The organism is Pseudomonas sp. EA_65y_Pfl2_P78, assembly GCF_963970495.1.
Taxonomy (GTDB): Bacteria; Pseudomonadota; Gammaproteobacteria; order Pseudomonadales; family Pseudomonadaceae; genus Aquipseudomonas; species Aquipseudomonas baetica_A.
Window position 1 is genome coordinate 88948 of the sequence record NZ_CAXAON010000009.1, and the last position, 21327, is coordinate 110274.

Sequence of the window (21327 nt, forward strand, 5' to 3'; positions counted from 1 at the left end):
CTCGCGAAAGCGCAGTGTCAGTCGAAACCGTTGTCGCTGACAGATTGCATTCGCGAGCAAGCCCGCTCCCACATTTGGATCGCGTTGAATCAGTGACGGAAGTGGCGCATGCCGGTGAACACCATGGCGATGCCGGCTTCATCGGCCGCTGCAATCACTTCAGCATCACGCATCGAACCACCCGGCTGGATCACCGCAGTGATACCGACCTTGGCCGCGTTGTCCAGACCGTCGCGGAACGGGAAGAACGCGTCCGATGCCATGACCGAGCCCGCCACTTGCAGGCCAGCGTGCTCCGCCTTGATCGCGGCGATACGTGCCGAGTTCACGCGGCTCATCTGGCCGGCGCCGACACCGATGGTCTGACGGTTTTTCGCGTAGACGATGGCGTTGGATTTAACGTACTTGGCGACTTTCCAGGCGAAGATCAGGTCGTTGATCTCTTGCTCGGTCGGAGCGCGCTTGGTCACGACTTTCAGGTCTTCGCTGCCGATCATGCCGATGTCACGGCTTTGTACCAGCAGGCCGCCGTTGACGCGCTTGTAGTCCCACGCGGCAGCGCGGTCAGCCGACCACTCGCCGCAGGCCAGCAGGCGCACGTTGGCTTTGGCCGCCACAATGGCGCGGGCTTGTTCGCTCACCGACGGGGCAATGATCACTTCGACGAACTGACGCTCGACGATGGCTTTGGCGGTTTCAGCATCCAGTTCGCGGTTGAAGGCGATGATGCCGCCGAACGCCGATTCGGTGTCGGTGGCGTAGGCCAGTTCGTAAGCTTGACGAATGCCGCCTTCGGCGTCCGGGCTCACAGCCACGCCGCACGGGTTGGCGTGCTTGACGATCACGCAGGCTGGCTTGACGAAGCTCTTCACGCATTCCAGCGCAGCGTCGGTGTCGGCCACGTTGTTGTACGACAGCTCTTTGCCCTGCAGTTGGGTCGCGGTGGCGATACCGACTTCGGCCGGTTTGGCTTCAACATAAAACGCCGCGCTCTGGTGCGGGTTCTCGCCGTAACGCATTTCCTGAGCCTTGATGAACTGGCTGTTGAAGGTGCGCGGGAATTCGCTGCGACCTTCAGTGCTCAGTGTCTCGGCAGCCTGGTTCACGGTGCCCATGTAGTTGGCGATCATGCCGTCATAGGCGGCGGTGTGTTCGAAGGCCTTGAGCATCAGGTCGAAACGCTGAGCGTAGGTCAGGCCACCGGCTTTGAGGCTTTCGAGGACATTGGCGTAATCGCTGGCGTTCACCACGATCGCTACGTCTTTGTGGTTTTTCGCGGCCGAACGGACCATGGTCGGACCGCCGATGTCGATGTTCTCGATGGCGGTCGGCAGGTCGCAGCCAGGCTTGTTGATGGTGGCTTCGAACGGGTACAGGTTAACGGCAACCAGATCGATCGGCTTGATGCCGTGCTCGTTCATGATCGCGTCGTCGATGCCGCGACGGCCGAGAATGCCGCCGTGGATTTTCGGGTGCAGGGTTTTCACCCGACCGTCCATCATCTCTGCGAAACCGGTGTAATCCGCGACTTCCACTGCGGCAACGCCGTTGTCCTGCAGCAGCTTGAACGTCCCGCCGGTGGAGAGGATCTCGACGCCCAGCGCTTCTAGCTCCTTGGCGAATTCGAGGATCCCGGTCTTGTCGGAAACGCTGATCAAGGCGCGGCGGATCGGCAGGCGGGTAGTCTGGTCGGTCATCTCAATTTCCATCAAAAGCAAAGGAAGTCAGCAAAAAAGGCGACCGGTTTTACGCGGGCGCCTTTCTGGTTTGATTGAATGCTTACAGCAGATCGTACTGCTTGAGTTTCTTGCGCAGTGTGCCGCGGTTAAGTCCCAGCAGCTCACTGGCCTTGGTCTGGTTGCCCTTGACGTAGTTCATCACGCTTTCGAGCAGGGGAGCCTCGACTTCGGAGAGCACCAGGTTATACACGTCCGTGACGGACGCGCCCTCAAGGTGGGCGAAATAATTGTGCAGCGCCTTCTCGACACTCCCGCGAAGGGTCTGACCTTCTTCGCTCGGGGTGTTGAGGTGCTGTTTCAAATTCACGTTGTCGCTCACGGGTGTTGTTCCACTCACTAAAGTCTCGGTCATCATCGTCATGCGGCCACCCCTTCTTCGTCCCCTGTCAGGCTCTTGTAACGCTCGGCGAAGAACTCCCGAACGTTGGCGCATTGTGTTTCCGTACCATCCAAACGATTGAAGTGGGCGCGAAACTCCCTGGCGCCCGGCAAGGTTGCGAGATACCAGCCCACATGCTTTCGAGCAATGCGTACGCCCATCACGTCTCCATAGAAAGCGTGAAGTGCGGCCAGATGCTCAAGCAGAATGCGTTCCACTTCGACCAGCTTCGGCGCCGGCAATTTCTCGCCGGTACGCAGGAAGTGATCGATCTCGCGAAAAATCCATGGCCGCCCTTGAGCGGCACGGCCTACCAACAGGCCATCGGCACCGGTCGCGTCAAGCACGTAACGGGCCTTTTCCGGTGAATCGATATCGCCATTGGCAAATACCGGGATCGACACGGCCTGCTTGATCGCGGCAATCGTGTCGTACTCGGCAACGCCGGTGTACAGATCGGCGCGAGTGCGGCCATGCACTGCCAGCGCGGTGATCCCGGCCTGCTCGGCGATCTTCGCCACGGTCAGGCCGTTCTTGTTGTCGCGATCCCATCCGGTGCGGATCTTCAGGGTGACCGGCACATCAACCGCGGCCACGACGGCCTGCAGGATCTCGGTCACCAATGCTTCATCTTTCAATAACGCGGAGCCGGCGGCCTTGTTGCAGACCTTCTTTGCCGGGCAACCCATGTTGATGTCAATAATCTGTGCGCCCAATTCGACGTTGGCCCGTGCCGCCTCTGCCAGCATTTGCGCGTCGCCACCGGCAATCTGCACCGAGCGTGGCTCGGGATCGCCTTCGTGGATCATGCGCATGCGCGACTTGCGGGTATTCCACAGGCTCATGTCACTGGTGACCATTTCCGAGACCACAAGCCCTGCGCCCAGACGCTTGCAGAGCTGACGAAAGGGCTGATCGGTGACCCCCGCCATCGGGGCGAGAATCAAGCCGTTCTGCAATGTGTATGGGCCGATGCGTACCGCCGACATAGGACTTCCCTGAAGTGGGGCCGGATCATGAGAGTTCGAAAAAGGGTTGGCATGATACCCGCTCTCGATGACTGGATAAAGGCTGAATTGAACAAAATCTGAACAGTTAATCTGTTATCGCCAGCGGTTTGGTTGGGCACGGCGCAGTCAGAAAACTGCCGTCAATCAGGAAACGATGAAGCGGTTCACTCGGGCGAGTGAAAACTCAGGCTGTAATTCACCGCTTTCGGGCCTGGGTCGAGAATGTCCAGCGCGATGTGGATCGGTGTTTGTGGCGGCATTTCCGCCAGACCTTCCAGGTCGCCGCTGAGGTATTCCCCCGGTTTGAAGCGACGACTGGCGATCAGATGACCGTTGAGGTCGGCAAAACGCAGTTCCAGTAGCGGGAACGGCTGGGAGAACGTCGCGCGGTTATAGATGATCGCGTCGACGACCAGTGCGCCGCTGAACTCGGGATGACTGCGCACGACCAGATTGCTGCTCTTGATTCGGGCGATATCGACCTTGGACGGCACCGTGCAACCGATCTGCGGGCAGAGTTGCTGGAACCACGGGCGGTATTGATCCTGGCGCGCCAGCTCATCGAAATGATAGGCGATGTATTGGCCGGCGAGGGCGCCGGCTGCCAGTAGCACCAACAGCATCCATAGCAGGCGGCGGCCCCACGGTGAGCGGCGTTTCTGCCAGTCCAGTTGCAGCGGGTCGTCGGTCAGGTCTTGCAGGACTTCGCTGCGCTCGCGTTTTTTGCGTTGCGGTTCGATCAACGGCAGATCGTCGTCATCGGCTTCGTGACTGGCGGACCGGCGTTCGCGGCGGGCATTCGGATCGATTGGGTCGTGCAGGCGCAGTTGCGGGATCGCGGGTTCGTCATCCAGCTCCACCGGTTCCAGCGACAGCGATGGCTCGGTCCGCGCCGATTTGACTGGCTCGATGTCGACGATATCCTTTTCTGCTTCGGGTCCCGGCGTTCGCTCGTCAGCGGGTGCGCTGAACAGGCTGTCGGGCCATGTCGACTCTTCCGGCTCGTGACTGTCGCGACGGGCGCTCAGGGCGTCTTCGCGCGGGCGACCGAGTTCGCTGGCTGGCTGAATTTCCCGTTGTTCGAGGCGGGCGAGCTCTTCATCCAGATCCAGGCTGTCGAGATCCAGCTCCGAGGCGCTCCACTGCTTTTGGCTGATGGCGCGCGGCGCGGGCGGTTCGACGATGGCTGGTGGCTCGATAGCCGGTAGCTCTTCGGCGGGCGGCGCTTCAATCGGCGGTGCGACCGGCATCACCGCGTCCTTGCCGGCGTGTTGCTCAAGCAGCTGTTTGGCGGCATTGAATACTTGCAGGCAGGCGCCGCAGCGAACCACCCCGCGGGCCACGCTCAATTGAGCATGGCTGACACGGAAACTGGTTTGGCAATGCGGACACTGGGTGACGAAGCTGTCGGTCATGCGGCGATCCGGATTATGCAGGCGGCCATTCTAGCGCCGACGTCCGGTGATGCGCACCCAGCCATCGCGATTGGCGATCGGGTCGAGGTCGAAGTCCTGAGCATACGCGGCAGCGACTTCTTCACCTTGTTCGGCAAGAATGCCCGACAGCGCCAGGCGCCCGCCGGACTTGACCAGGCTGGACAGTTGCGGGGCCAGCGAAACCAGCGGCCCGGCGAGGATATTGGCGACCAGCACGTCAGCTTTGACCTGCGGCAGATCTTCCGGCAGGTACAGCGGGAACAGCTCTTCGGCGATGTTGTTGCGTCCGGCGTTGTCACGCGAAGCTTCCAGTGCCTGCACGTCAATGTCGGTACCGACGGCTTCTTTCGCACCGAGCAGCAGGGCGGCGATGGCCAGAATCCCCGAGCCGCAGCCGAAATCCAGCACATTGCAGTCTTTCAGGTCCTGACCGTCGAGCCATTCCAGGCACAGCGCGGTGGTCGGGTGGGTGCCGGTGCCGAAGGCCAGGCCCGGGTCCAGCAGCAGATTGACCGCGTCAGGCTCGGGCGCGGCGTGCCAGCTCGGCACGATCCACAGGCGCTGACCGAAGCGCATTGGCTGGAAACCGTCCATCCAGCTGCGTTCCCAGTCCTGGTCTTCGATGACTTCGCTGTGATGCTCCGGCAGCGGGCTGCCGGTCAGCAGTTCCAGGTGGGCCAGTACCGGTGCGGGTTCGGTGCCGCCCTCGAACAGGGCCAGCAGATGTGTGTGCGCCCACAGCGGGGTGGTGTTGAGTTCCGGCTCGAAGATCGGCTGATCTTCGGCGTCCATGAAGGTCACCGATACGGCGCCGACTTCAAGGAACGCGTCTTCGTAGGTTTCGGCTTGTTCCGGGCTGATGGCCAGACGTACTTGCAGCCAAGGCATGGCGGGCACCTTTGAAAAAATATGATTGCAGCCTAGCGGCCAGCGAGAAGCGCGCAAGTTTACGCGAGCGCGCAGGTTTTGTGGGAGCGGCATTGCACCCTGTGTGGGGCTTGCTCGCGAAAGCGGTGTGCCAGACAAATAAATGTATCTGATACACCGCATTCGTGAGCAAGCCCGCTCCCGCAAGGGGTATTTGAAAACTGTAGAAACAACAAAGCCGCCCGAAGGCGGCTCTGTCAGGTGCGGGCTGAAGCTTAGTGCTTCTCGCCTGCCAGCTTGTGCTCGAGGTAGTGAATGTTCACCCCCCCTTTGCAGAAGCCTTCATCACGCACCAGATCACGGTGCAGCGGGATGTTGGTCTTGATCCCGTCAACCACGATTTCGTCCAGGGCATTGCGCATGCGAGCCATGGCTTCGTCGCGGGTGGCGCCGTAAGTGATCAGTTTGCCGATCAGCGAGTCGTAGTTCGGCGGAACCGCATAACCGCTGTACAGGTGCGAATCGACGCGAACGCCGTTGCCGCCTGGGGCGTGGAAATGCTTGACCGTGCCCGGGCTCGGCATGAAGGTTTTCGGGTCTTCAGCGTTGATCCGGCATTCCAGCGAGTGACCGCGGATCACCACGTCATCCTGCGTGAACGACAGCTTGTTGCCAGCGGCGATGCTGAGCATCTCCTTGACGATGTCGATACCGGTGACCATTTCCGAAACCGGGTGCTCCACCTGAACACGGGTGTTCATTTCGATGAAGTAGAAACGACCGTTTTCGTACAGGAACTCGAAAGTGCCCGCGCCACGGTAACCGATGTCGATGCACGCCTTGACGCAGCGAGCCAGAACTTCCTGGCGAGCCTGCTCGTCGATGCCCGGTGCCGGCGCTTCTTCGAGAACCTTCTGGTGACGACGTTGCAGCGAGCAATCGCGGTCGCCCAGATGGATGGCCTGGCCTTGGCCGTCGGACAGCACCTGTACTTCGACGTGACGCGGATTGGTCAGGAATTTTTCCAGATAGACCATCGGGTTGCCGAACGCCGCGCCTGCTTCGGAGCGGGTCAGTTTTGCCGAGGCGATCAGGTCTTCTTCCTTGTGCACTACGCGCATGCCGCGACCACCGCCGCCGCCAGCGGCTTTGATGATCACCGGGTAACCGACTTCACGACCAATGCGCAGCGCCGTTTCTTCGTCTTCCGGCAACGGGCCGTCGGAACCTGGAACGGTTGGCACGCCTGCTTCGATCATCGCGTGCTTGGCCGATACCTTGTCGCCCATCAGGCGAATGGTGTCGGCTTTCGGGCCGATGAAAGCGAAGCCGGAGTTCTCGACCTGCTCGGCAAAATCGGCGTTTTCCGCGAGGAAACCGTAGCCTGGGTGAATGGCGGTAGCGCCAGTCACTTCAGCGGCAGCGATAATGGCCGGGATGTGCAGATAAGACTGGGCGGCAGACGCCGGGCCGATGCAGACGGATTCGTCTGCCAGACCCAGGTGCATCAGCTCTTTATCGGCCTTGGAGTAAACGGCGACGGTCTTGATGCCCATCTCTTTGCAGGCACGCAGAATCCGCAGGGCGATCTCACCGCGGTTCGCGATCAGAACTTTTTCCAACTTCGCAGTCATCAAAGGCTCTCCGCAGTTCAAACGATGGTGAACAGCGGTTGGTCGTACTCAACCGGCTGGCCGTCTTCGACGAGGATGGACTCGATCACACCGCTGGTTTCAGCTTCGATGTGGTTCATCATCTTCATGGCTTCAACGATGCACAGGGTGTCGCCTTTCTTCACGGTCTGGCCGACTTCGACGAAGGACGGCGAGGTTGGCGAAGACTTGCGGTAGAAAGTGCCGACCATCGGCGAGCGGGCAACGGTGCCGTTCAGCGCTGGAGCAGCAGCGGCAGCCGGGGCGGCAGCAGCCACCGGAGCAGCAGCAGCGACAGGTGCAGCGGCCGGCGCTTGCATCGGAGCTGGCGCGTAGTACTGCTGAGCCGGGGTCTTGCTGTGGCGGCTGATACGTACGGACTCTTCGCCTTCCTTGATCTCGAGCTCGTCGATGCCGGACTCTTCCAGCAATTCGATCAGTTTCTTAACTTTACGGATATCCATGAATCATCAACTCCCAAGGGTCGGTCAGGGGCGTATAGCTTGGTGTTCAAGCTGCTCTAGTGCAGCCTCCAGGGCCAGTCGGTAACCGCTGGCGCCAAGGCCGCAGATCACTCCTACCGCTACGTCGGAGAAGTAAGAGTGATGGCGGAAAGGTTCGCGTTTGTGCACGTTGGACAAATGCACTTCGATGAATGGGATGCTCACTCCCAGCAGCGCGTCACGTAATGCGACACTTGTGTGCGTAAAAGCCGCTGGATTGATCAGGATGAAGTCCACCCCTTCGCCGCGAGCGGCGTGGATGCGGTCGATCAATTCGTACTCGGCATTGCTTTGCAGATACAGCAGATGATGGCCTGCTTCGCGGGCGCGGCGTTCCAGGTCCTGATTGATCTGCGCCAGGGTCGTCGACCCATAGGTGCCCGGTTCACGGGTGCCGAGCAGGTTCAGGTTGGGGCCGTGCAGCACCAGTAGGGTTGCCATCCGCGTAGTCCTTGTCATGAGTGAGCAATCGTCAGAACCCGGCGACTATGCCGCAAAGGCTTTGTGACTGTCCAGTTCTATGCAATAGCCAGCACGATGGCCGATGTTTGCGCGAAATTTGTGACCGTGTCATTAAATCCGGTCATTTGTGATGGTTGGACGCCTTCGTGAGCAAGCTCGCACACAGGATTGTGAACAACACCGATTGATTGTGGGAGATTGCCCGCAAAGGCGATCGATCAAACGCGGAAGGCCTGAACGGCTGTATGCAGTTGCCCGCCCAGCACCAGCAGGTTCTCACCCTGTTCACGTCCCTGACCGATTCGCAGCAAGTTATCCCCACCCAGTTGATGAATCCGTTCGCTGTGATCGCGAATCTCGCTGACCGCGCCGCTCTGCTGGGCGGTGACATCGGCAATGCGAATTGCCGTGTCGGAAATGGTCTGGATCGCGCCAACGATTTTATCCAGCGCGCCATCCGCCGCTTGCGCCTGATTGGCCGTGGCTTCGGCGTGTTCGACCTGCGCGCGCATGCCTTCGACCGATTGCCGGGCGGCGGTTTGCAGGCCAGCGATCAGTGTTTGGATTTCTGCCGTCGCTCCCGCCGTCCGCTGCGCGAGCGAGCGCACTTCCTCGGCCACCACGGCGAAACCGCGGCCCATTTCTCCGGCGCGTGCCGCTTCAATCGCTGCGTTCAGCGCCAGCAGGTTGGTCTGGTCGGCAATCGAGCGGATCACCGTCAGTACGCCGCCAATGGTCGCCGACTCTTCGGCCAGATGCTCGATCATCTGCGCGTTGCCCTGCACTTCACCCACCAGCGCGTGCAGTCCCGTCAGGCTCTGGCCGATGACGGTCTGGCCGTGTTCGACGGCCAGGCCTGCATGGCGACTGGCATCTGCTGCCTGCTGAGCATCGTCGGCGACTTGCTGGATGGTGGCCTCAAGTTCGCCGAGAGAGTCACGGATCAGCGCCGTATCACCGGCCTGATGTTCGGCGCCGCTGTGCAAATCGTTGCTCAGTTCGGCGAGGGTCCGACTGCTGCCCGCCACTTGCTCGGCATTGCCGCGAATGGTGCCGACCAGATCGACCAGATAGGCACGCAGGCGGTTGAGGGAGGCTTCGATGTCGTGCAGTTCGCGGTTGGTTTTGCCCAACTGAATGTCACGGCTGAAATCGCCTTCGGCCCAGGTCGACAGGGCTGGAGCCAGGTGGGTCAGGGTGCGGGCCAGCCGTCGCTGCAGGGTATCGATCAGCAGCGCAATCAACAGAATCAAGCCGATCATCGCGCCCTGCATGAGTCGCACTTCGCCCTGGATTTGTCCGTGCTGGGCGCGCACCACCGGCTCCAGTCCGGCGATGGCTTGCTGCACGGCGGCGATTTTCAAGCGTGTGGCGCTGCTCAGGTCCGTGCGTTTCTGGATCTGCTCGCGGGTGCGTTCCAGCTCCGCCGGGTAGCGGCCGAGCAGGCTGTTGAGTTCACGCTTGAGGCCGACACCGGCGTCTTCGGCGACGGCTTTTTCGGTGTTCTCGATGCCCATCATCGCGGCGAAGTCATCGCTGTTCGATTCATTGCTGGCGACCACGCCGAGCAGGGGCAGGGCGTCGATCACCTGCGCCTGGGCGCGGATGTTGCTGACTTCTCGCTCAACGTCGGCGGCTAGTTCGCTGCGTCCGCTGCTGACCAGTTTGTCCCGCGCCAACGACAGTTTGCCCACGTGCTGAGACGCGACGAGGAGCGGCGTCAGGTAGGCCGCGTTGCCATTGGCGTAAGAGCTGAGTTGCTCGAGGTTGGCGCTCAGTTCGCGTTCGGCCTGTAGCAGGAGTGCCTGCGGATCACCGGCCAGTTTGCCGGCAGCGAGCAGATCGGTTTTGCTGAATTCTTCGAGGCTCGACAGGCTCGGGTGCAGCGTGTCGGCCAGTGCCTTAGGCCAGTCGCCGAGTTCTTTTTGCAAGCCTTCGATGGCCTGGCTGGCGCTGCTCAGGCGCAGTGCATCGCCACTGGCAAGGTAGTCCTCGACGTTGCGCGCCACCTCGTTCTGAAATTGCTGCGACAGTCCCAGATAACGCTCCATCAGCAAATACGGACGTTCCAGGGCTTTTTGCGACCACCACAGGGTGGCGCCGAGTGCCACGCACACGGCGACCAGCAGCAGAGTATTGAGATTGGTGAGCAACTTCAGGCGCATGACGGCTACCAACGGCAGAAATGGTAAGCGCCTGAATTTATTGCGGTTCTATTACAAGGTTATGACTGAATCGGTTGATTCCGATGAAAAGATGGCACTTTGCTTTGAGTCCCGCGCGGCCTGCACCCGATTACGTCCCGCACCCTTGGCGCGGTACAGCGCTTCGTCGGCTTGGCTGGCCATCATCAGGCTGTCGGAATCGTCATGCATTTCCACCACGCCCGCGCTGAAGGTGCACCACAAGTCTTGCGGTTGCGCGGGGTAGTGGATTTCGGCAAAGCGTTGACGAATCTCGTCGAGCACTTTGTGCGCGGCTTCGATATCGGTGTCAGGCATGACGATGGCGAATTCTTCGCCGCCGTACCGGCCGATGAAATCGGTTTTGCGCAGACGTTGCTTGAGAAACAGTGCGAGGCTTTTGATCACGCGGTCGCCCATTGGGTGGCCGTGGCTGTCATTGACCCGTTTGAAGTGGTCGATGTCGAGCATCGCAAAGCTCAGCGGCTTGTTCTCGCGGCGGGCGCGGAATGAGCAGTCTTCGAGCAACTGCAGAATGTGCGTGTGGTTGTACAAACCGGTCAGGCTGTCGCGCACCATCCGCGCCTTGAGGTTGCGCGCTCGGGCGGCGCGGTTGCGCACGGTGGTGATCAGGTGGCGTGGCTTGATCGGTTTGGTCAGGAAGTCGTCGCCGCCCTCGCTCATGGCGTCGAGCTGTTTATCCAGATCGTCTTCGGCCGACAGGTAAATGATCGGCACACTGACGTAGCGGTCGTTGTGGCGGATCACCTTGGCCAACTCAGTGCCTGTGCAGGCCGGCATGTACATGTCGAGGATGATCAGGTCTGGCTGGAAATCCGCCAGTTCGGCCATGGCCTGAATTGGTTCGATCAGCGTGCGGGTGACGATCCCGGCGCTGTTGAGCAGGCGTTCGGTGTGCAAGGCCTGGGCGCGGGAATCATCGATGATCAGCACTTTATAAGGTTCGTACTGAGCGACGCAGGTGAGGACTTCGATCTTCTCCAGCAGGCTCGACGCTTCGAGGGTGCCGGTGAGAAATTCCTGACCGCCGGCTCGCACGGCGGCGAGACGGGTCGGGGTGTCGGTTTCGTGCAGGCTGAAGAACAGCAACGGTAGCGGCTCGTCCAGGCCCACTTGCGCTTCGGCGGCGAGCTTCAGACCCACGCCAGCGCCGCTGAAATCCACGTCCATGACGATCGCGGCCGGCAAACGCTCGACCATCGAGGAGCGAAACGCTGGCACGCTATCAAGCGCCTGAGCGCTCAGGCCGAAAAATTCCAGTTGTTTGGCCAGCCGCTCTGCGCGGTCGTGGTCCTGCAGCATGACGTAGATCGGTTTGCGCAGCGGCGGCAGAAAGGTCTGGTCGAGTTGGTCGCCATGGCGCAGGCCGGTGCGCGACAGGCGCTGCATCAGGCGATTGAGTTCAGTGATCAATCCGCTGCTCAGTCGGCCACGATTGGCATCCACCGCTTCCAGCGATTGACCGATGTGGCGCGCAAGCTGGGTGTGTTCGGGCTGTTCGAAGCGCTCGGCAAAACGCAGCAGGCGCAAGTTGGCCTCGCTCAGTTCGGCGAGGTCGACGGTGGACCACTCACTGCGTTGCAGGCGCTGCCATATCTCAAGAATCTGACGTGCCTGATGAATTACCCGCTGGGCAAAGTGGTGCTTGAGACGCTCACGGCTGGGGTCTTCTGGCTCGGTCATATCCTGACTACTAGTTAGGCTGCATGCTGAGATCGACTGGTGGCTCTATGCTAGCACCTCTTTTCCCTTAGACGAGTGTCATGAGTCAATAATCTGCAGTGCGTCACTATTCAGTTCCTGACCCGTTGGTTTTGTTTTTGACCTGTTCATCGGCGAAGTCCCGTTGAATCGGCAATTTGCTGTGTGATCTGCTTAACTCTGAGTGATTTTCAGGTGCCCATCTCATCAGTGCAGTGAATGCGCTGTGCGAGGGTTTTCACTGCCCTGAGACGCTATGGATGTGGGGAGTCGGTATCAGGGAAACCCTTAGTTCAAATGTTGCTTCATTCGCTCGAACGAATTACTGCTTATCTTTAATGGCGGGTGCCGGCCCAAGGCACGTTGTTGTATGGTTGTGGTCGAACCGTTGAACCCAAGTGATTGAAAGGATATCGCCATGCTGGACTGGAAAAACCGCGCGGGCAGCGCGCCTGAACGTGCTGCCGAGCCGAAGTCGGCAACCCGCAGCTATGCCGGCGGGGTGTTGTTCAGCCGTGCGCTGGCCACGCTGGTCGGCATCTATCTATTGGTGACCATCGGCCTTGGCTGGTACTGGAGCCAGGAGCCGGCGCTGTTTGCGGTGGCACAAAACGCGCAGGTGGCTGCCGAGAAAGAAGGCAAGCAAATGGTGATCGGCTACACCACCGTCGAAACCCTCAAGACCGTTGCCAGCACCTTGCTCGACAAACCGGGCGGTTACATTTCCAATGACCGCTTCCCGCCAGGCCTGTGGATGGACAACACGCCGAGCTGGGAATATGGCGTACTGGTGCAAGTGCGCGACTTGACCCGTGCCCTGCGCAAAGACTTCGCCCGTTCGCAATCGCAGTCGGCGGAAGATGCCGATCTGGCCAAGGCCGAACCGCGTTTCAACTTCGACAACAAGAGCTGGATCCTGCCGTCCAGTGAGTCGGAGTATCAGGAAGGCATCAACTCCTTGAGCCGTTATCAGGCACGCTTGTCTGATCCGACCCAGAAAAACGCGCTGTTCTACGCCCGTGCCGATAACCTCAACAACTGGCTGGGCGATGTCGGCACCCGCTTGGGTTCGCTGTCGCAACGGCTTTCGGCAAGCGTTGGCCGGGTCAAACTCAACACCGCGCTGAAAACCGAAGCGCCGGCCGTTGGCCAAGTGCCGCAGGTCGACGAAGAAGTTGTCGAAACCCCGTGGATGCAGATCGACAATGTTTTCTACGAAGCTCGCGGTCAGGCCTGGGCGCTGTCGCACTTGCTGCGCGCCATCGAAGTCGACTTCGCCGACGTGCTGGCGAAGAAGAACGCCACCGTCAGCGTGCGTCAGATCATCCGCGAACTGGAAGCCTCGCAGGAGCCTGTCTGGAGCCCGATGATCCTCAACGGCAGTGGCTTCGGCGTGTTGGCCAACCACTCGCTGGTCATGGCCAACTATATTTCCCGGGCTAATGCCGCCGTCATCGATTTGCGTCAACTGCTCAATCAGGGCTGATTCATGACTCAGAGCGCCAAAGAGGCGGCGCATCGCGCTGCCTCGGATGCCGAACACATTGCCTGGGTTGACGAGCAGGACAACCTGCTCGGTGCCTTGGTACGTGCCGATTTGCGCGATAGAGGGCTGATCGGTCGCGGCACTTACATCATGCTGTTCAATTCTGCCGGCGACCTTTGCGTACACCGGCGCACGTTGAGCAAGGCCATTTATCCCGGTTACTGGGACGTGGCGGCCGGCGGCATGGTTCAGGCGAATGAGACTTACGCCGAGTCGGCGGCCCGTGAGCTGGAAGAGGAACTGGGTGTGAGCGGCGTTGAACTTACCGCTCACGACCATTTCTACTTCGAAGACACCGGCAACCGTCTGTGGTGTTCGGCGTTTTCCGCGGTGTGGGATGGTCCGCTGATCCTGCAGCCCGAGGAAGTGCTGGAAGCGCGCTTCATTCCCGTCGAACAAGTGATGCGCGAAATCGAGCAAAAGCCTTATTGCCCGGACTCTTTGGCTGCGCTCAAGCGCTATCTGAAGGCTCAGCAAAGCGACGTCGCAAAGAACACATAAATTGGCGCTGATTGGCTCTTAGCAATCGGCGTTTTTGCCGTTACACTGCGCGACCTTTTCAAGCTGTACCGGACTGCTTTCAGTGAAGCGTCGGTGCAGTAGCGCTGCCCCTGCCTGAGTGGGGCTTCGCGGTCGATAACCTTGCCCAAGGTTGCGATCAGTCTTTGTCCTCCCAAGAGGATTGCCGGTGGCCAAAAAAGCCGCATCCTTCGCCGCCCTAGGTGGCCTGGTATTTTCCACCGACGCAGGTCGTCATTGCCCGGAATGCAGTAAACCGGTGGACGCCTGTATCTGCAAACAAACCGTGATCCCGGCCGGTGACGGCATTGCCCGCGTGCGTCGCGAGAGCAAGGGCCGTGGCGGCAAGACGGTGACCACCATCACCGGCGTGCCGCTGGCTGAAGACGCGCTCAAAGAGTTGGCGACAACGTTGAAGAAACGTTGCGGCACCGGTGGGGCGTTGAAAGACGGGATCATCGAAATCCAGGGCGATCATGTCGAGCTACTCTTGGCTGAGCTGATCAAGCACGGTTTCAAAGCGAAGAAGTCCGGCGGCTAGCAGCCTCTGTGAAACCCACCTGCGGCTTGATCCGGTTCTGAACAGTTTCAGCATCGGCGTCGTCTCCATGGTTTCACAGAGCCTGTTCATGACCGGTTTCTAAACTCCACGCTGTCAGCGCGGTCTACCGCCGCGCTGACGAACCGTCATTTTCATTCTTTAGACTGCGCCGGCCTGAGATCAGGCGACGCACTATGACTTCTTTATAGGGGACTTCGATGTCCGTAAGACGCACACGCAAAGACGATGGCAGCCAATGGACAGTTGCGGACAGCCGCAGTGTTTACGGGATTCGCCATTGGGGGGCCGGGTATTTCGCGATCAATGACGCCGGTCGCGTCGAAGTTCGTCCGAACGGCCCGAACAGTTCGCCTATCGACTTGTTCGAGCAAGTCGACCAACTGCGCCAAAGCGGTTTGTCCTTGCCGTTGCTGGTTCGCTTCCCCGACATCCTGCAAGACCGTGTCCGTCAACTGACCGGTGCTTTCGATGCGAACATCGAGCGCCTGGAGTACCAGAGCAAGTACACCGCGCTGTACCCGATCAAGGTGAACCAGCAAGAAGCGGTGATCGAGAACATCATCGCCACTCAGGACGTCTCCATCGGTCTGGAAGCCGGCTCCAAGCCTGAGCTGCTGGCCGTGCTGGCACTGGCGCCGAAGGGCGGTACCATCGTCTGCAACGGTTACAAGGACCGCGAGTTCATTCGTCTGGCGCTGATGGGCCAGAAGCTCGGTCACAACGTGTTCATCGTCATCGAAAAAGAGTCCGAAGTCGCGCTGGTGATCGACGAAGCCGCCTCGCTCAAGGTCAAGCCACAGGTCGGCCTGCGCGTGCGTCTGTCGTCGCTGGCGTCGTCCAAGTGGGCGGACACCGGTGGTGAGAAGTCCAAGTTCGGTCTGTCGGCGGCGCAACTGCTGTCGGTGGTCGAGCGCTTCCGCGCGGCCGGCCTGGATCAAGGCATTCGCCTGCTGCACTTTCACATGGGTTCGCAGATTGCCAACCTGGCTGACTATCAGCACGGCTTCAAGGAAGCGATCCGTTACTACGGCGAGCTGCGCAATCTTGGTCTGCCGGTCGATCACATCGACGTGGGCGGCGGTCTGGGCGTCGACTACGACGGCACGCACTCGCGCAACGCCAGTTCGATCAACTACGACATGGATGATTACGCCGGTGTCGTGGTCGGGATGCTCAAGGAGTTCTGCGACGCGCAGAGCCTGCCGCACCCGCACATCTTCTCCGAAAGCGGCCGTTCGCTGACCGCGCACCACGCGATGCTGGTGGTGCAGGTAACCGACGTCGAGAAACACAACGACGACGTGCCGAAGATCGAGAACAAGGAATCGCTGCCGGAAACCGTGCAGTGGCTGGTTGACCTGCTGGGTCCGACCGACATTGAAATGGTCACCGAAACCTACTGGCGCGCCACGCACTACATGAGCGACGTGGCAGCTCAGTACGCCGACGGCAAACTGACCCTGGCCGAGAAAGCCCTGGCCGAGCAGTGCTACTTCGCCGTGTGCCGTCGCCTGCACAACTCGCTGAAAGCCCGTCAGCGTTCGCACCGTCAGGTACTCGACGAGCTCAACGACAAGCTGGCCGACAAGTACATCTGCAACTTCTCGGTGTTCCAGAGCCTGCCGGACACCTGGGCCATTGATCAGGTACTGCCGATCATCCCGCTGCACCGCCTCGACGAAGAGCCGCTGCGTCGTGCCGTGCTGCAGGATCTGACCTGCGACTCCGATGGCAAGATCAACCAGTACGTCGACGAGCAGAGCATCGAGACCAGCCTGCCCGTGCACGGCCTGAACGAAGGTGAAGACTACTTGCTGGGTGTGTTCCTGGTCGGCGCCTATCAGGAAATCCTCGGCGACATGCACAACCTGTTCGGTGACACCGACTCGGTGAACATCTACCAGAACGCCGATGGCAGCGTGTACCACGCCGGCATCGAAACCCACGACACCATCGAAGACATGCTGCGTTACGTGCACTTGTCGCCGGAAGAACTGATGACTCACTACCGCGACAAATGCGCCAGTGCCCGCATCAGTGCCAGCGAACGTACGCAATTTCTCGATGCCTTGCGTCTGGGCCTGACCCGCTCCTCCTACCTGTCCTCCTGAGGCCAGGTTGCAATCTCGCCGGGTTGTCTGAAATTTTCCCAAACGCTGCGGAAAAATCGGATGGCTCGGTGGGATACATCCCAAAATCTTCGCGAAATGCTTGGCTATCCAGGCCGGCAAAGTCATCCGGTCTGCTTTTCGCGTAGGTCATTTCCTAAGTTGTACTTCGGCACTCTACTCGGCACGGGGTCTCGGCGAGAATCCCCGACCGCCCCTCCTGTAGAGATCCGCCCATGTTCGATCCAGTCAACGAGTCGTCGTTTCGTCTCGATGTAGCGGGCCTGTCCGCCCCTTTCGAAGTCCTGGCCTTTACCGGTAGCGAAGCCCTCAGCGAGCCTTTTGCGTTCGAGATCGATGTGTTGATCGACGATCCGCAGCTGGATCTCGCCGGCCTGCTTTACCGTTCGGCGTTCCTGTGTTTCGGACCGTCGGGGGAGGGCTTGCACGGGCAGTTGCAGAGTCTTGTCCAGCATGAGCACGGGCACGGTTCGCGGCTGAGCCGGATCCGTCTGGGGCCGAAACTCGGTTGCCTTGACCTGCGTATCAGTCAGCGGATATTCAGTGGCCGAACGGTGCCGCAGATCATCGATCAGGTACTCAGGGAACACGGGATTGTCGGCGCTCAGCGACGCTTCGCGTTGCGCGGCGACTACCCGGCCCGCACGTTCTGCACGCAATACCGTGAGTCCGATCTGCAACTGCTCCAGCGCTTGTGCGCGCAGGCACGGATTCACTATTTCTTTGAACACGCGCACGACCGGCATTGCCTGGTGTTCGGCGATGATCCGGCACAGTTGCCATTGGCTGACGTCGCGCAGTATCAAGGCGAGCACGCCGATCCTTTTTCTTCTCCCGCGGTACACCATTGGCAATTGCTGGAATCGTTTCAGGGCGAGGGCGCGTGGCAGGCGCCAAATGCTGAAGGACGCAGTGATTTGGCGGCGTTGCGCAGCGGTCAATGGCTGCGCCTGGCCGATCATCCGTTCGCCGAGTGCAATCGCCATTGGTTGTTGACGCGGATTGAACATAGCGCGGATCCGGCCCTTGATCTGCCCTATGCCAACCGACTGTTCGGCGCGCTGCAGTTGCCGCCGTCTGCGGCGGCCGCAATGCCGTCGAGACCACGCATGCACAGCCTGCAGCGGGCCTGGGTGGTGACGGTCGATGAGCCGCAGCCTGACTGCAGGCGGCCGGTGGCGGTGCAGTTCGATTGGCTCTATCAGGGCGAAGGTGCGGCGCCGAGTCATTGTTGGCTGCCGCTCGCACCGGCCTTGGCCGATGCGCCGTTGGCGGCGCTGAGCGATGGCGTGGAAGTGGTGGTGAGTTTCTTTGAGGGCGATCCAGATCAACCGGTGATCAGCGGCGTTCTCCTGCCGTCGGTCATGGAGGCGCAGATCAGCGATGAGCCGCCGGTGCCTGTGCCGGACCGGCTGGTGAGTGAAGGCTTGCAGCAACTGCTGACGTCGGGCGAACCATTATTGCTGCTGTGCCTGATTCCGGGAGGTGGCAGTTTCAGCCACTGCGCAGAGTCGGTCTGCAGTTGTCGGCTGGTCGCGGCGCTTGAACAGAGCGGCGCAACATGAGTGGCGCGGCGCATGAGCCGACGGCGCAATGGCTGTTGCTCGACGGCGCGGATGCCGCACGAGCATTGACGATATTGCATCAGGGCTTCCCCGGAGTGCGGCGCTTAAGGCTGTTTGACGGTACCGAGTTTCAACCGGTCAGTGAGCACGGTCCGGTGCTGGTCGACTTGCACGATTGCCCGGCATTGGCGTCGTTGTGTCACAGCGACCCGGATACCTGGCGCGGTCTGCTGCTGGGCAGCGAGGCAACGGCGCAGGAGCTGCTCAGCCACTTGCAGCGCATGCTCACGGTCTCGTTCGGCTTGAGCCATCGGGCCTTGCTCAGCTATTACAACCGCCAGACCGCGAGCTATTTTTTCGACGCCTGCGACGCTGGCGAATTGAGTCGCTGGCTCGGGCCGATCCGCCTGTTGCGTTGGTTCGGTGGCACCTGGGCCGACTACGCGATTGGCAGTCAGGGTTGGCAGCAGTTGCGTAACCCCGGGCTGGCCGTCGAGCCACTGAACATCGAAGAAAACCTCACCCGTCGTCAGCGCGAGCGCCTGCAAACCTGCCTGCTGGAGCAGCACATCTGGCGCTGGTGCCAATCGTTGGGAACCGATTACGCGGCAATGGCCTCCCATGTCCAGCAAGGCCTGGAGCTGGGGTTCAGCGACCGCACCGTGCTCGATGGCTGGTTGTGGCTACGCTTGCTGCATCCGCGTGCCGTGCTGGTGCCTCCCCCGGTGGGGCTGACCCAGCAGGAGCGGCTTGACCATGTACGTCGCCAGTGGCACGGCGATCAATTTTGAGATGAGGTTCTGCGCGTATGGCAGGTTTTTTCCGGCAAGGGTTCGGCGCAATGCTGGGGGGCGTGTTGCTGTTGGCACTGAGCAGTTGTTCACCGGTCAAACTGCTCAATGCGCTGACCCCGGACACCACGTTCGACAAAACCACGGGCATTGCTTATGGCGACGATCCCCGGCAGAAGCTCGATGTGTATGTGCCGCATCATGCGTTGCCGGATGCGCCGGTGGTGGTGTTTTTCTACGGTGGCAGTTGGAACAGTGGCGAGCGTGAAGACTACACGTTTGTCGGTGAGGCGCTGGCATCGCGGGGGATAGTCGCGGTGGTGGCGGATTATCGCTTGTATCCGCAGGTGCGTTACCCGCAGTTCTTGCGGGATGGCGCCCGGGCGGTTGCCTGGACCAAAACGCACATCCGCGAGTTTTCCGGCAATCCGCAGCGCTTGTATCTGATGGGCCACAGCTCCGGTGGCTACAACGCGGCGATGCTGGCGCTGGACAAGGACTGGCTCGCGGCGGTGGGCATGTCGCCCGGTGACATCAGCGGCTGGATCGGTCTGGCCGGGCCTTATGATTTTCTGCCGATCAAGAATCCAGACGTGCGCCCGGTGTTTTTCTGGCCGGACTCACCGCCGCAATCGCAGCCTATCAATCACGTCAGTCGCCACGCTCCACCGGCTCTGCTGATCGCCGCGAACAAAGATGATCTGGTCAACCCGACACGCAACACCGGCGGCCTTGCGCGCAAACTGCGCGAGGTCGGGGTGCCGGTGCAGGATTTGTATTACTCGCGGCCCAATCACATAACGCTGGTGGCGACGCTGTCACGGCCACTGCGTCGACTGGCGCCGGTGCTTGATCAAGTGGTCGGGTTCATCGAACACACGCCGACTCAGTGAGTCGCGCCGCTGAACCAACCGTCGTTGCGCTTGAGCCAGAGGGCTTGCGCGCCGAGGGTGAGACTGCGCAGCACCATGAACAACAGAAACGTTATCCACAGACCGTGATTGCCCAAACCTTGCAGCGCCCACGCGAACGGCACCAGCAGTAGCACTGTCAGCAGCATGCCGTTGCGCATTTCGCGCGCACGGGTGGCACCGATGAACAGACCGTCGAGCAGGTAACTCCAGACCGCAATCAACGGCAGCACGGCGAGGTAGGGCAGATAAATGAACGCCGTGTCGCGCACGCTCTGGATGTTGGTCTGCATTTCGATAAACACATGCCCCGCCAGCAAAAACAGCGTGGCGAATCCGAGGCTGGCGATCAGCGACCAACCGCCGGCCACCACCAGAGAACGGCGCAACGCGAGGCGATCACGGGCACCGATGGCGTGTCCACACAACGCCTCGACCGCGTGTGCCAGACCGTCCAGCGCGTGAGCAGTCAGCAGCAGGCCGTTGAGCAGCAATGCGTTGGCCGCGACAGTGGCATCGCCGAGACGAGCGCCTTGCACGGTGATCATGAAAAACACTGATTGCAGCGCCAGGCTGCGGATGAAAATGTCGCGATTGACCGCCAGTAGCGGGCGCCAGCTCTGCCACACCTTGAGGGCGGCCCAGACAATATGCCCCGGATAGGCGCGCAATGCTTTGCGGGTCAGCATTAGCCCCAGAAGGGCACCGCTCCATTCGGCGATCACGGAAGCCCGAGCCGAGCCGACCACGCCCCAGTCCAGCCCCATGACGAACCACAGGTTTAGCACGATGTTGATCAGGTTGGTGGTCAGCAGTATCGCCAGCGGCGCCCGGGCGTTCTGCGTGCCGAGGAACCAGCCGACCAGCGCGTAACTGGCCAGCGCGGCGGGCAAGCCGAACAACCGGGTGTGGAAAAAGTCGCGGGTCAGTTGATCAAGTTCCGCCGACGGTTGCATGAAGTGCAACGCCACGCCGCTTAACGGTACGCCCAAAGTGCCGAGCACCAGCGACAGTCCCAGCGCCAGCAGCAGACCTTGCAACAGAATTTGCCGCAACGCCGCGCCATCACTGCGCCCGGCCGCTTGCGCGGCGAAGCCTGTGGTGCCCATGCGCAGAAAACCCATGGCCCAGGCGAGAAAGGTATACAGGCTGGCCCCGACCGCCACCGCGCCCAATTGATGGGCGTGAGGCAGGTGGCCGATGACAGTGCTGTCGACCAGCGCCACCAGTGGTACGGAAATATTGGAAAGGATCATCGGCGCAGCAAGCGCCCAGACCTTGCGGTGAGTCGGGCGGTCACGCCAGTCGGCAATCAGGTTGGACATGCGGGCTCCTTGGGGGAGCGGGGATT

At 60.7% G+C, this 21327-nt stretch carries 17 protein-coding genes and 1 pseudogene; 7 read left to right on the top strand and 11 right to left on the bottom strand.

The features are described from left to right. Positions 1 to 89: 89 nt before the first annotated feature. From purH to gcbA, 10 genes and pseudogenes are all read right to left on the bottom strand, one after another. Positions 90 to 1697 (bottom strand): bifunctional phosphoribosylaminoimidazolecarboxamide formyltransferase/IMP cyclohydrolase, encoded by a 1608-nt coding sequence (purH, locus tag AACY02_RS10330; RefSeq protein WP_339431843.1) that lies wholly within the window; start codon positions 1695 to 1697, stop codon positions 90 to 92. Positions 1698 to 1779: 82 nt separating this feature from the next. Next, complete coding sequence (gene fis / locus AACY02_RS10335; protein WP_002555375.1) at positions 1780 to 2100, bottom strand: DNA-binding transcriptional regulator Fis; 321 nt, start codon at positions 2098 to 2100, stop codon at positions 1780 to 1782. Continuing rightward, on the bottom strand, positions 2097 to 3107 hold the full coding sequence (gene dusB, locus AACY02_RS10340) for a tRNA dihydrouridine synthase DusB (RefSeq protein ID WP_339431844.1): 1011 nt from the start codon (positions 3105 to 3107) through the stop codon (positions 2097 to 2099). Before dusB ends, fis begins: the two co-directional genes overlap by 4 nt. A 185-nt stretch (positions 3108 to 3292) precedes the next feature. Beyond that, positions 3293 to 4543: a DUF3426 domain-containing protein gene (locus tag AACY02_RS10345; RefSeq protein WP_339431845.1), complete on the bottom strand. Its 1251-nt coding sequence runs from the start codon at positions 4541 to 4543 to the stop codon at positions 3293 to 3295. 30 nt (positions 4544 to 4573) lie between these two features. Further along, positions 4574 to 5452, bottom strand: coding sequence for a 50S ribosomal protein L11 methyltransferase (gene prmA / locus AACY02_RS10350; RefSeq protein WP_339431846.1), 879 nt, complete (start codon positions 5450 to 5452; stop codon positions 4574 to 4576). Between the two features lie 254 nt (positions 5453 to 5706). Next, a complete protein-coding gene (gene accC, locus AACY02_RS10355; RefSeq protein WP_339431847.1) occupies positions 5707 to 7065 on the bottom strand; it encodes an acetyl-CoA carboxylase biotin carboxylase subunit in 1359 nt (452 codons plus the stop codon). Between the two features lie 17 nt (positions 7066 to 7082). Further along, positions 7083 to 7547 (bottom strand): acetyl-CoA carboxylase biotin carboxyl carrier protein, encoded by a 465-nt coding sequence (gene accB, locus AACY02_RS10360; RefSeq protein ID WP_096819740.1) that lies wholly within the window; start codon positions 7545 to 7547, stop codon positions 7083 to 7085. Positions 7548 to 7571: 24 nt separating this feature from the next. Beyond that, entirely contained in the window at positions 7572 to 8027 is a 456-nt protein-coding gene (gene aroQ / locus AACY02_RS10365; protein ID WP_064593231.1) for a type II 3-dehydroquinate dehydratase, read from the bottom strand. Between the two features lie 239 nt (positions 8028 to 8266). Beyond that, positions 8267 to 8773 (bottom strand): annotated as a pseudogene (locus AACY02_RS25980) (methyl-accepting chemotaxis protein); the annotation flags it as partial. A gap of 1491 nt (positions 8774 to 10264) precedes the next feature. After that, positions 10265 to 11935, bottom strand: coding sequence for a diguanylate cyclase GcbA (gcbA, locus tag AACY02_RS10375; protein WP_339431849.1), 1671 nt, complete (start codon positions 11933 to 11935; stop codon positions 10265 to 10267). Between the two features lie 436 nt (positions 11936 to 12371). Between gcbA and AACY02_RS10380 the strand changes: the two genes are divergently transcribed. The 7 genes from AACY02_RS10380 (at position 12372) to AACY02_RS10410 (ending at position 19958) form a co-directional block, all read left to right on the top strand. Beyond that, the gene (locus tag AACY02_RS10380) at positions 12372 to 13439 is read left to right on the top strand and encodes a DUF2333 family protein (protein WP_339431850.1); all 1068 of its coding nucleotides are present in this window, start codon (positions 12372 to 12374) and stop codon (positions 13437 to 13439) included. A gap of 3 nt (positions 13440 to 13442) precedes the next feature. After that, positions 13443 to 14000: an NUDIX hydrolase gene (locus tag AACY02_RS10385; protein ID WP_339431851.1), complete on the top strand. Its 558-nt coding sequence runs from the start codon at positions 13443 to 13445 to the stop codon at positions 13998 to 14000. A 187-nt stretch (positions 14001 to 14187) separates the two neighbouring features. Beyond that, complete coding sequence (locus AACY02_RS10390) at positions 14188 to 14559, top strand: translation initiation factor Sui1 (protein WP_007914613.1); 372 nt, start codon at positions 14188 to 14190, stop codon at positions 14557 to 14559. Between the two features lie 218 nt (positions 14560 to 14777). After that, the gene (gene speA / locus AACY02_RS10395) at positions 14778 to 16691 is read left to right on the top strand and encodes an arginine decarboxylase (RefSeq protein ID WP_339431852.1); all 1914 of its coding nucleotides are present in this window, start codon (positions 14778 to 14780) and stop codon (positions 16689 to 16691) included. A gap of 233 nt (positions 16692 to 16924) precedes the next feature. Further along, complete coding sequence (locus AACY02_RS10400) at positions 16925 to 18274, top strand: type VI secretion system Vgr family protein (RefSeq protein ID WP_339431853.1); 1350 nt, start codon at positions 16925 to 16927, stop codon at positions 18272 to 18274. Beyond that, entirely contained in the window at positions 18271 to 19065 is a 795-nt protein-coding gene (locus tag AACY02_RS10405; protein ID WP_339431854.1) for a DUF4123 domain-containing protein, read from the top strand. Before AACY02_RS10400 ends, AACY02_RS10405 begins: the two co-directional genes overlap by 4 nt. Before the next feature lie 17 nt (positions 19066 to 19082). Continuing rightward, positions 19083 to 19958, top strand: a complete 876-nt coding sequence (locus AACY02_RS10410) for an alpha/beta hydrolase (RefSeq protein ID WP_339431855.1) — start codon at positions 19083 to 19085, stop codon at positions 19956 to 19958. Here the strand turns inward: AACY02_RS10410 and AACY02_RS10415 are convergent. Next, a complete protein-coding gene (locus AACY02_RS10415; protein ID WP_339431856.1) occupies positions 19952 to 21301 on the bottom strand; it encodes an MATE family efflux transporter in 1350 nt (449 codons plus the stop codon). The genes AACY02_RS10410 and AACY02_RS10415 overlap by 7 nt on opposite strands. Positions 21302 to 21327 lie beyond the last annotated feature (26 nt).

What these genes read in the sequence shown, in the direction of transcription:
- purH (WP_339431843.1), bottom strand. Translation starts at nt 1,697, where the DNA reads ATGACCGACCAGACTACCCGCCTGCCGATCCGCCGCGCCTTGATCAGC.
- fis (WP_002555375.1), bottom strand. Translation starts at nt 2,100, where the DNA reads ATGACGATGATGACCGAGACTTTAGTGAGTGGAACAACACCCGTGAGC.
- dusB (WP_339431844.1), bottom strand. Translation starts at nt 3,107, where the DNA reads ATGTCGGCGGTACGCATCGGCCCATACACATTGCAGAACGGCTTGATT.
- AACY02_RS10345 (WP_339431845.1), bottom strand. Translation starts at nt 4,543, where the DNA reads ATGACCGACAGCTTCGTCACCCAGTGTCCGCATTGCCAAACCAGTTTC.
- prmA (WP_339431846.1), bottom strand. Translation starts at nt 5,452, where the DNA reads ATGCCTTGGCTGCAAGTACGTCTGGCCATCAGCCCGGAACAAGCCGAA.
- accC (WP_339431847.1), bottom strand. Translation starts at nt 7,065, where the DNA reads ATGACTGCGAAGTTGGAAAAAGTTCTGATCGCGAACCGCGGTGAGATC.
- accB (WP_096819740.1), bottom strand. Translation starts at nt 7,547, where the DNA reads ATGGATATCCGTAAAGTTAAGAAACTGATCGAATTGCTGGAAGAGTCC.
- aroQ (WP_064593231.1), bottom strand. Translation starts at nt 8,027, where the DNA reads ATGGCAACCCTACTGGTGCTGCACGGCCCCAACCTGAACCTGCTCGGC.
- gcbA (WP_339431849.1), bottom strand. Translation starts at nt 11,935, where the DNA reads ATGACCGAGCCAGAAGACCCCAGCCGTGAGCGTCTCAAGCACCACTTT.
- AACY02_RS10380 (WP_339431850.1), top strand. Translation starts at nt 12,372, where the DNA reads ATGCTGGACTGGAAAAACCGCGCGGGCAGCGCGCCTGAACGTGCTGCC.
- AACY02_RS10385 (WP_339431851.1), top strand. Translation starts at nt 13,443, where the DNA reads ATGACTCAGAGCGCCAAAGAGGCGGCGCATCGCGCTGCCTCGGATGCC.
- speA (WP_339431852.1), top strand. Translation starts at nt 14,778, where the DNA reads ATGTCCGTAAGACGCACACGCAAAGACGATGGCAGCCAATGGACAGTT.
- AACY02_RS10400 (WP_339431853.1), top strand. Translation starts at nt 16,925, where the DNA reads ATGTTCGATCCAGTCAACGAGTCGTCGTTTCGTCTCGATGTAGCGGGC.
- AACY02_RS10405 (WP_339431854.1), top strand. Translation starts at nt 18,271, where the DNA reads ATGAGTGGCGCGGCGCATGAGCCGACGGCGCAATGGCTGTTGCTCGAC.
- AACY02_RS10410 (WP_339431855.1), top strand. Translation starts at nt 19,083, where the DNA reads ATGGCAGGTTTTTTCCGGCAAGGGTTCGGCGCAATGCTGGGGGGCGTG.
- AACY02_RS10415 (WP_339431856.1), bottom strand. Translation starts at nt 21,301, where the DNA reads ATGTCCAACCTGATTGCCGACTGGCGTGACCGCCCGACTCACCGCAAG.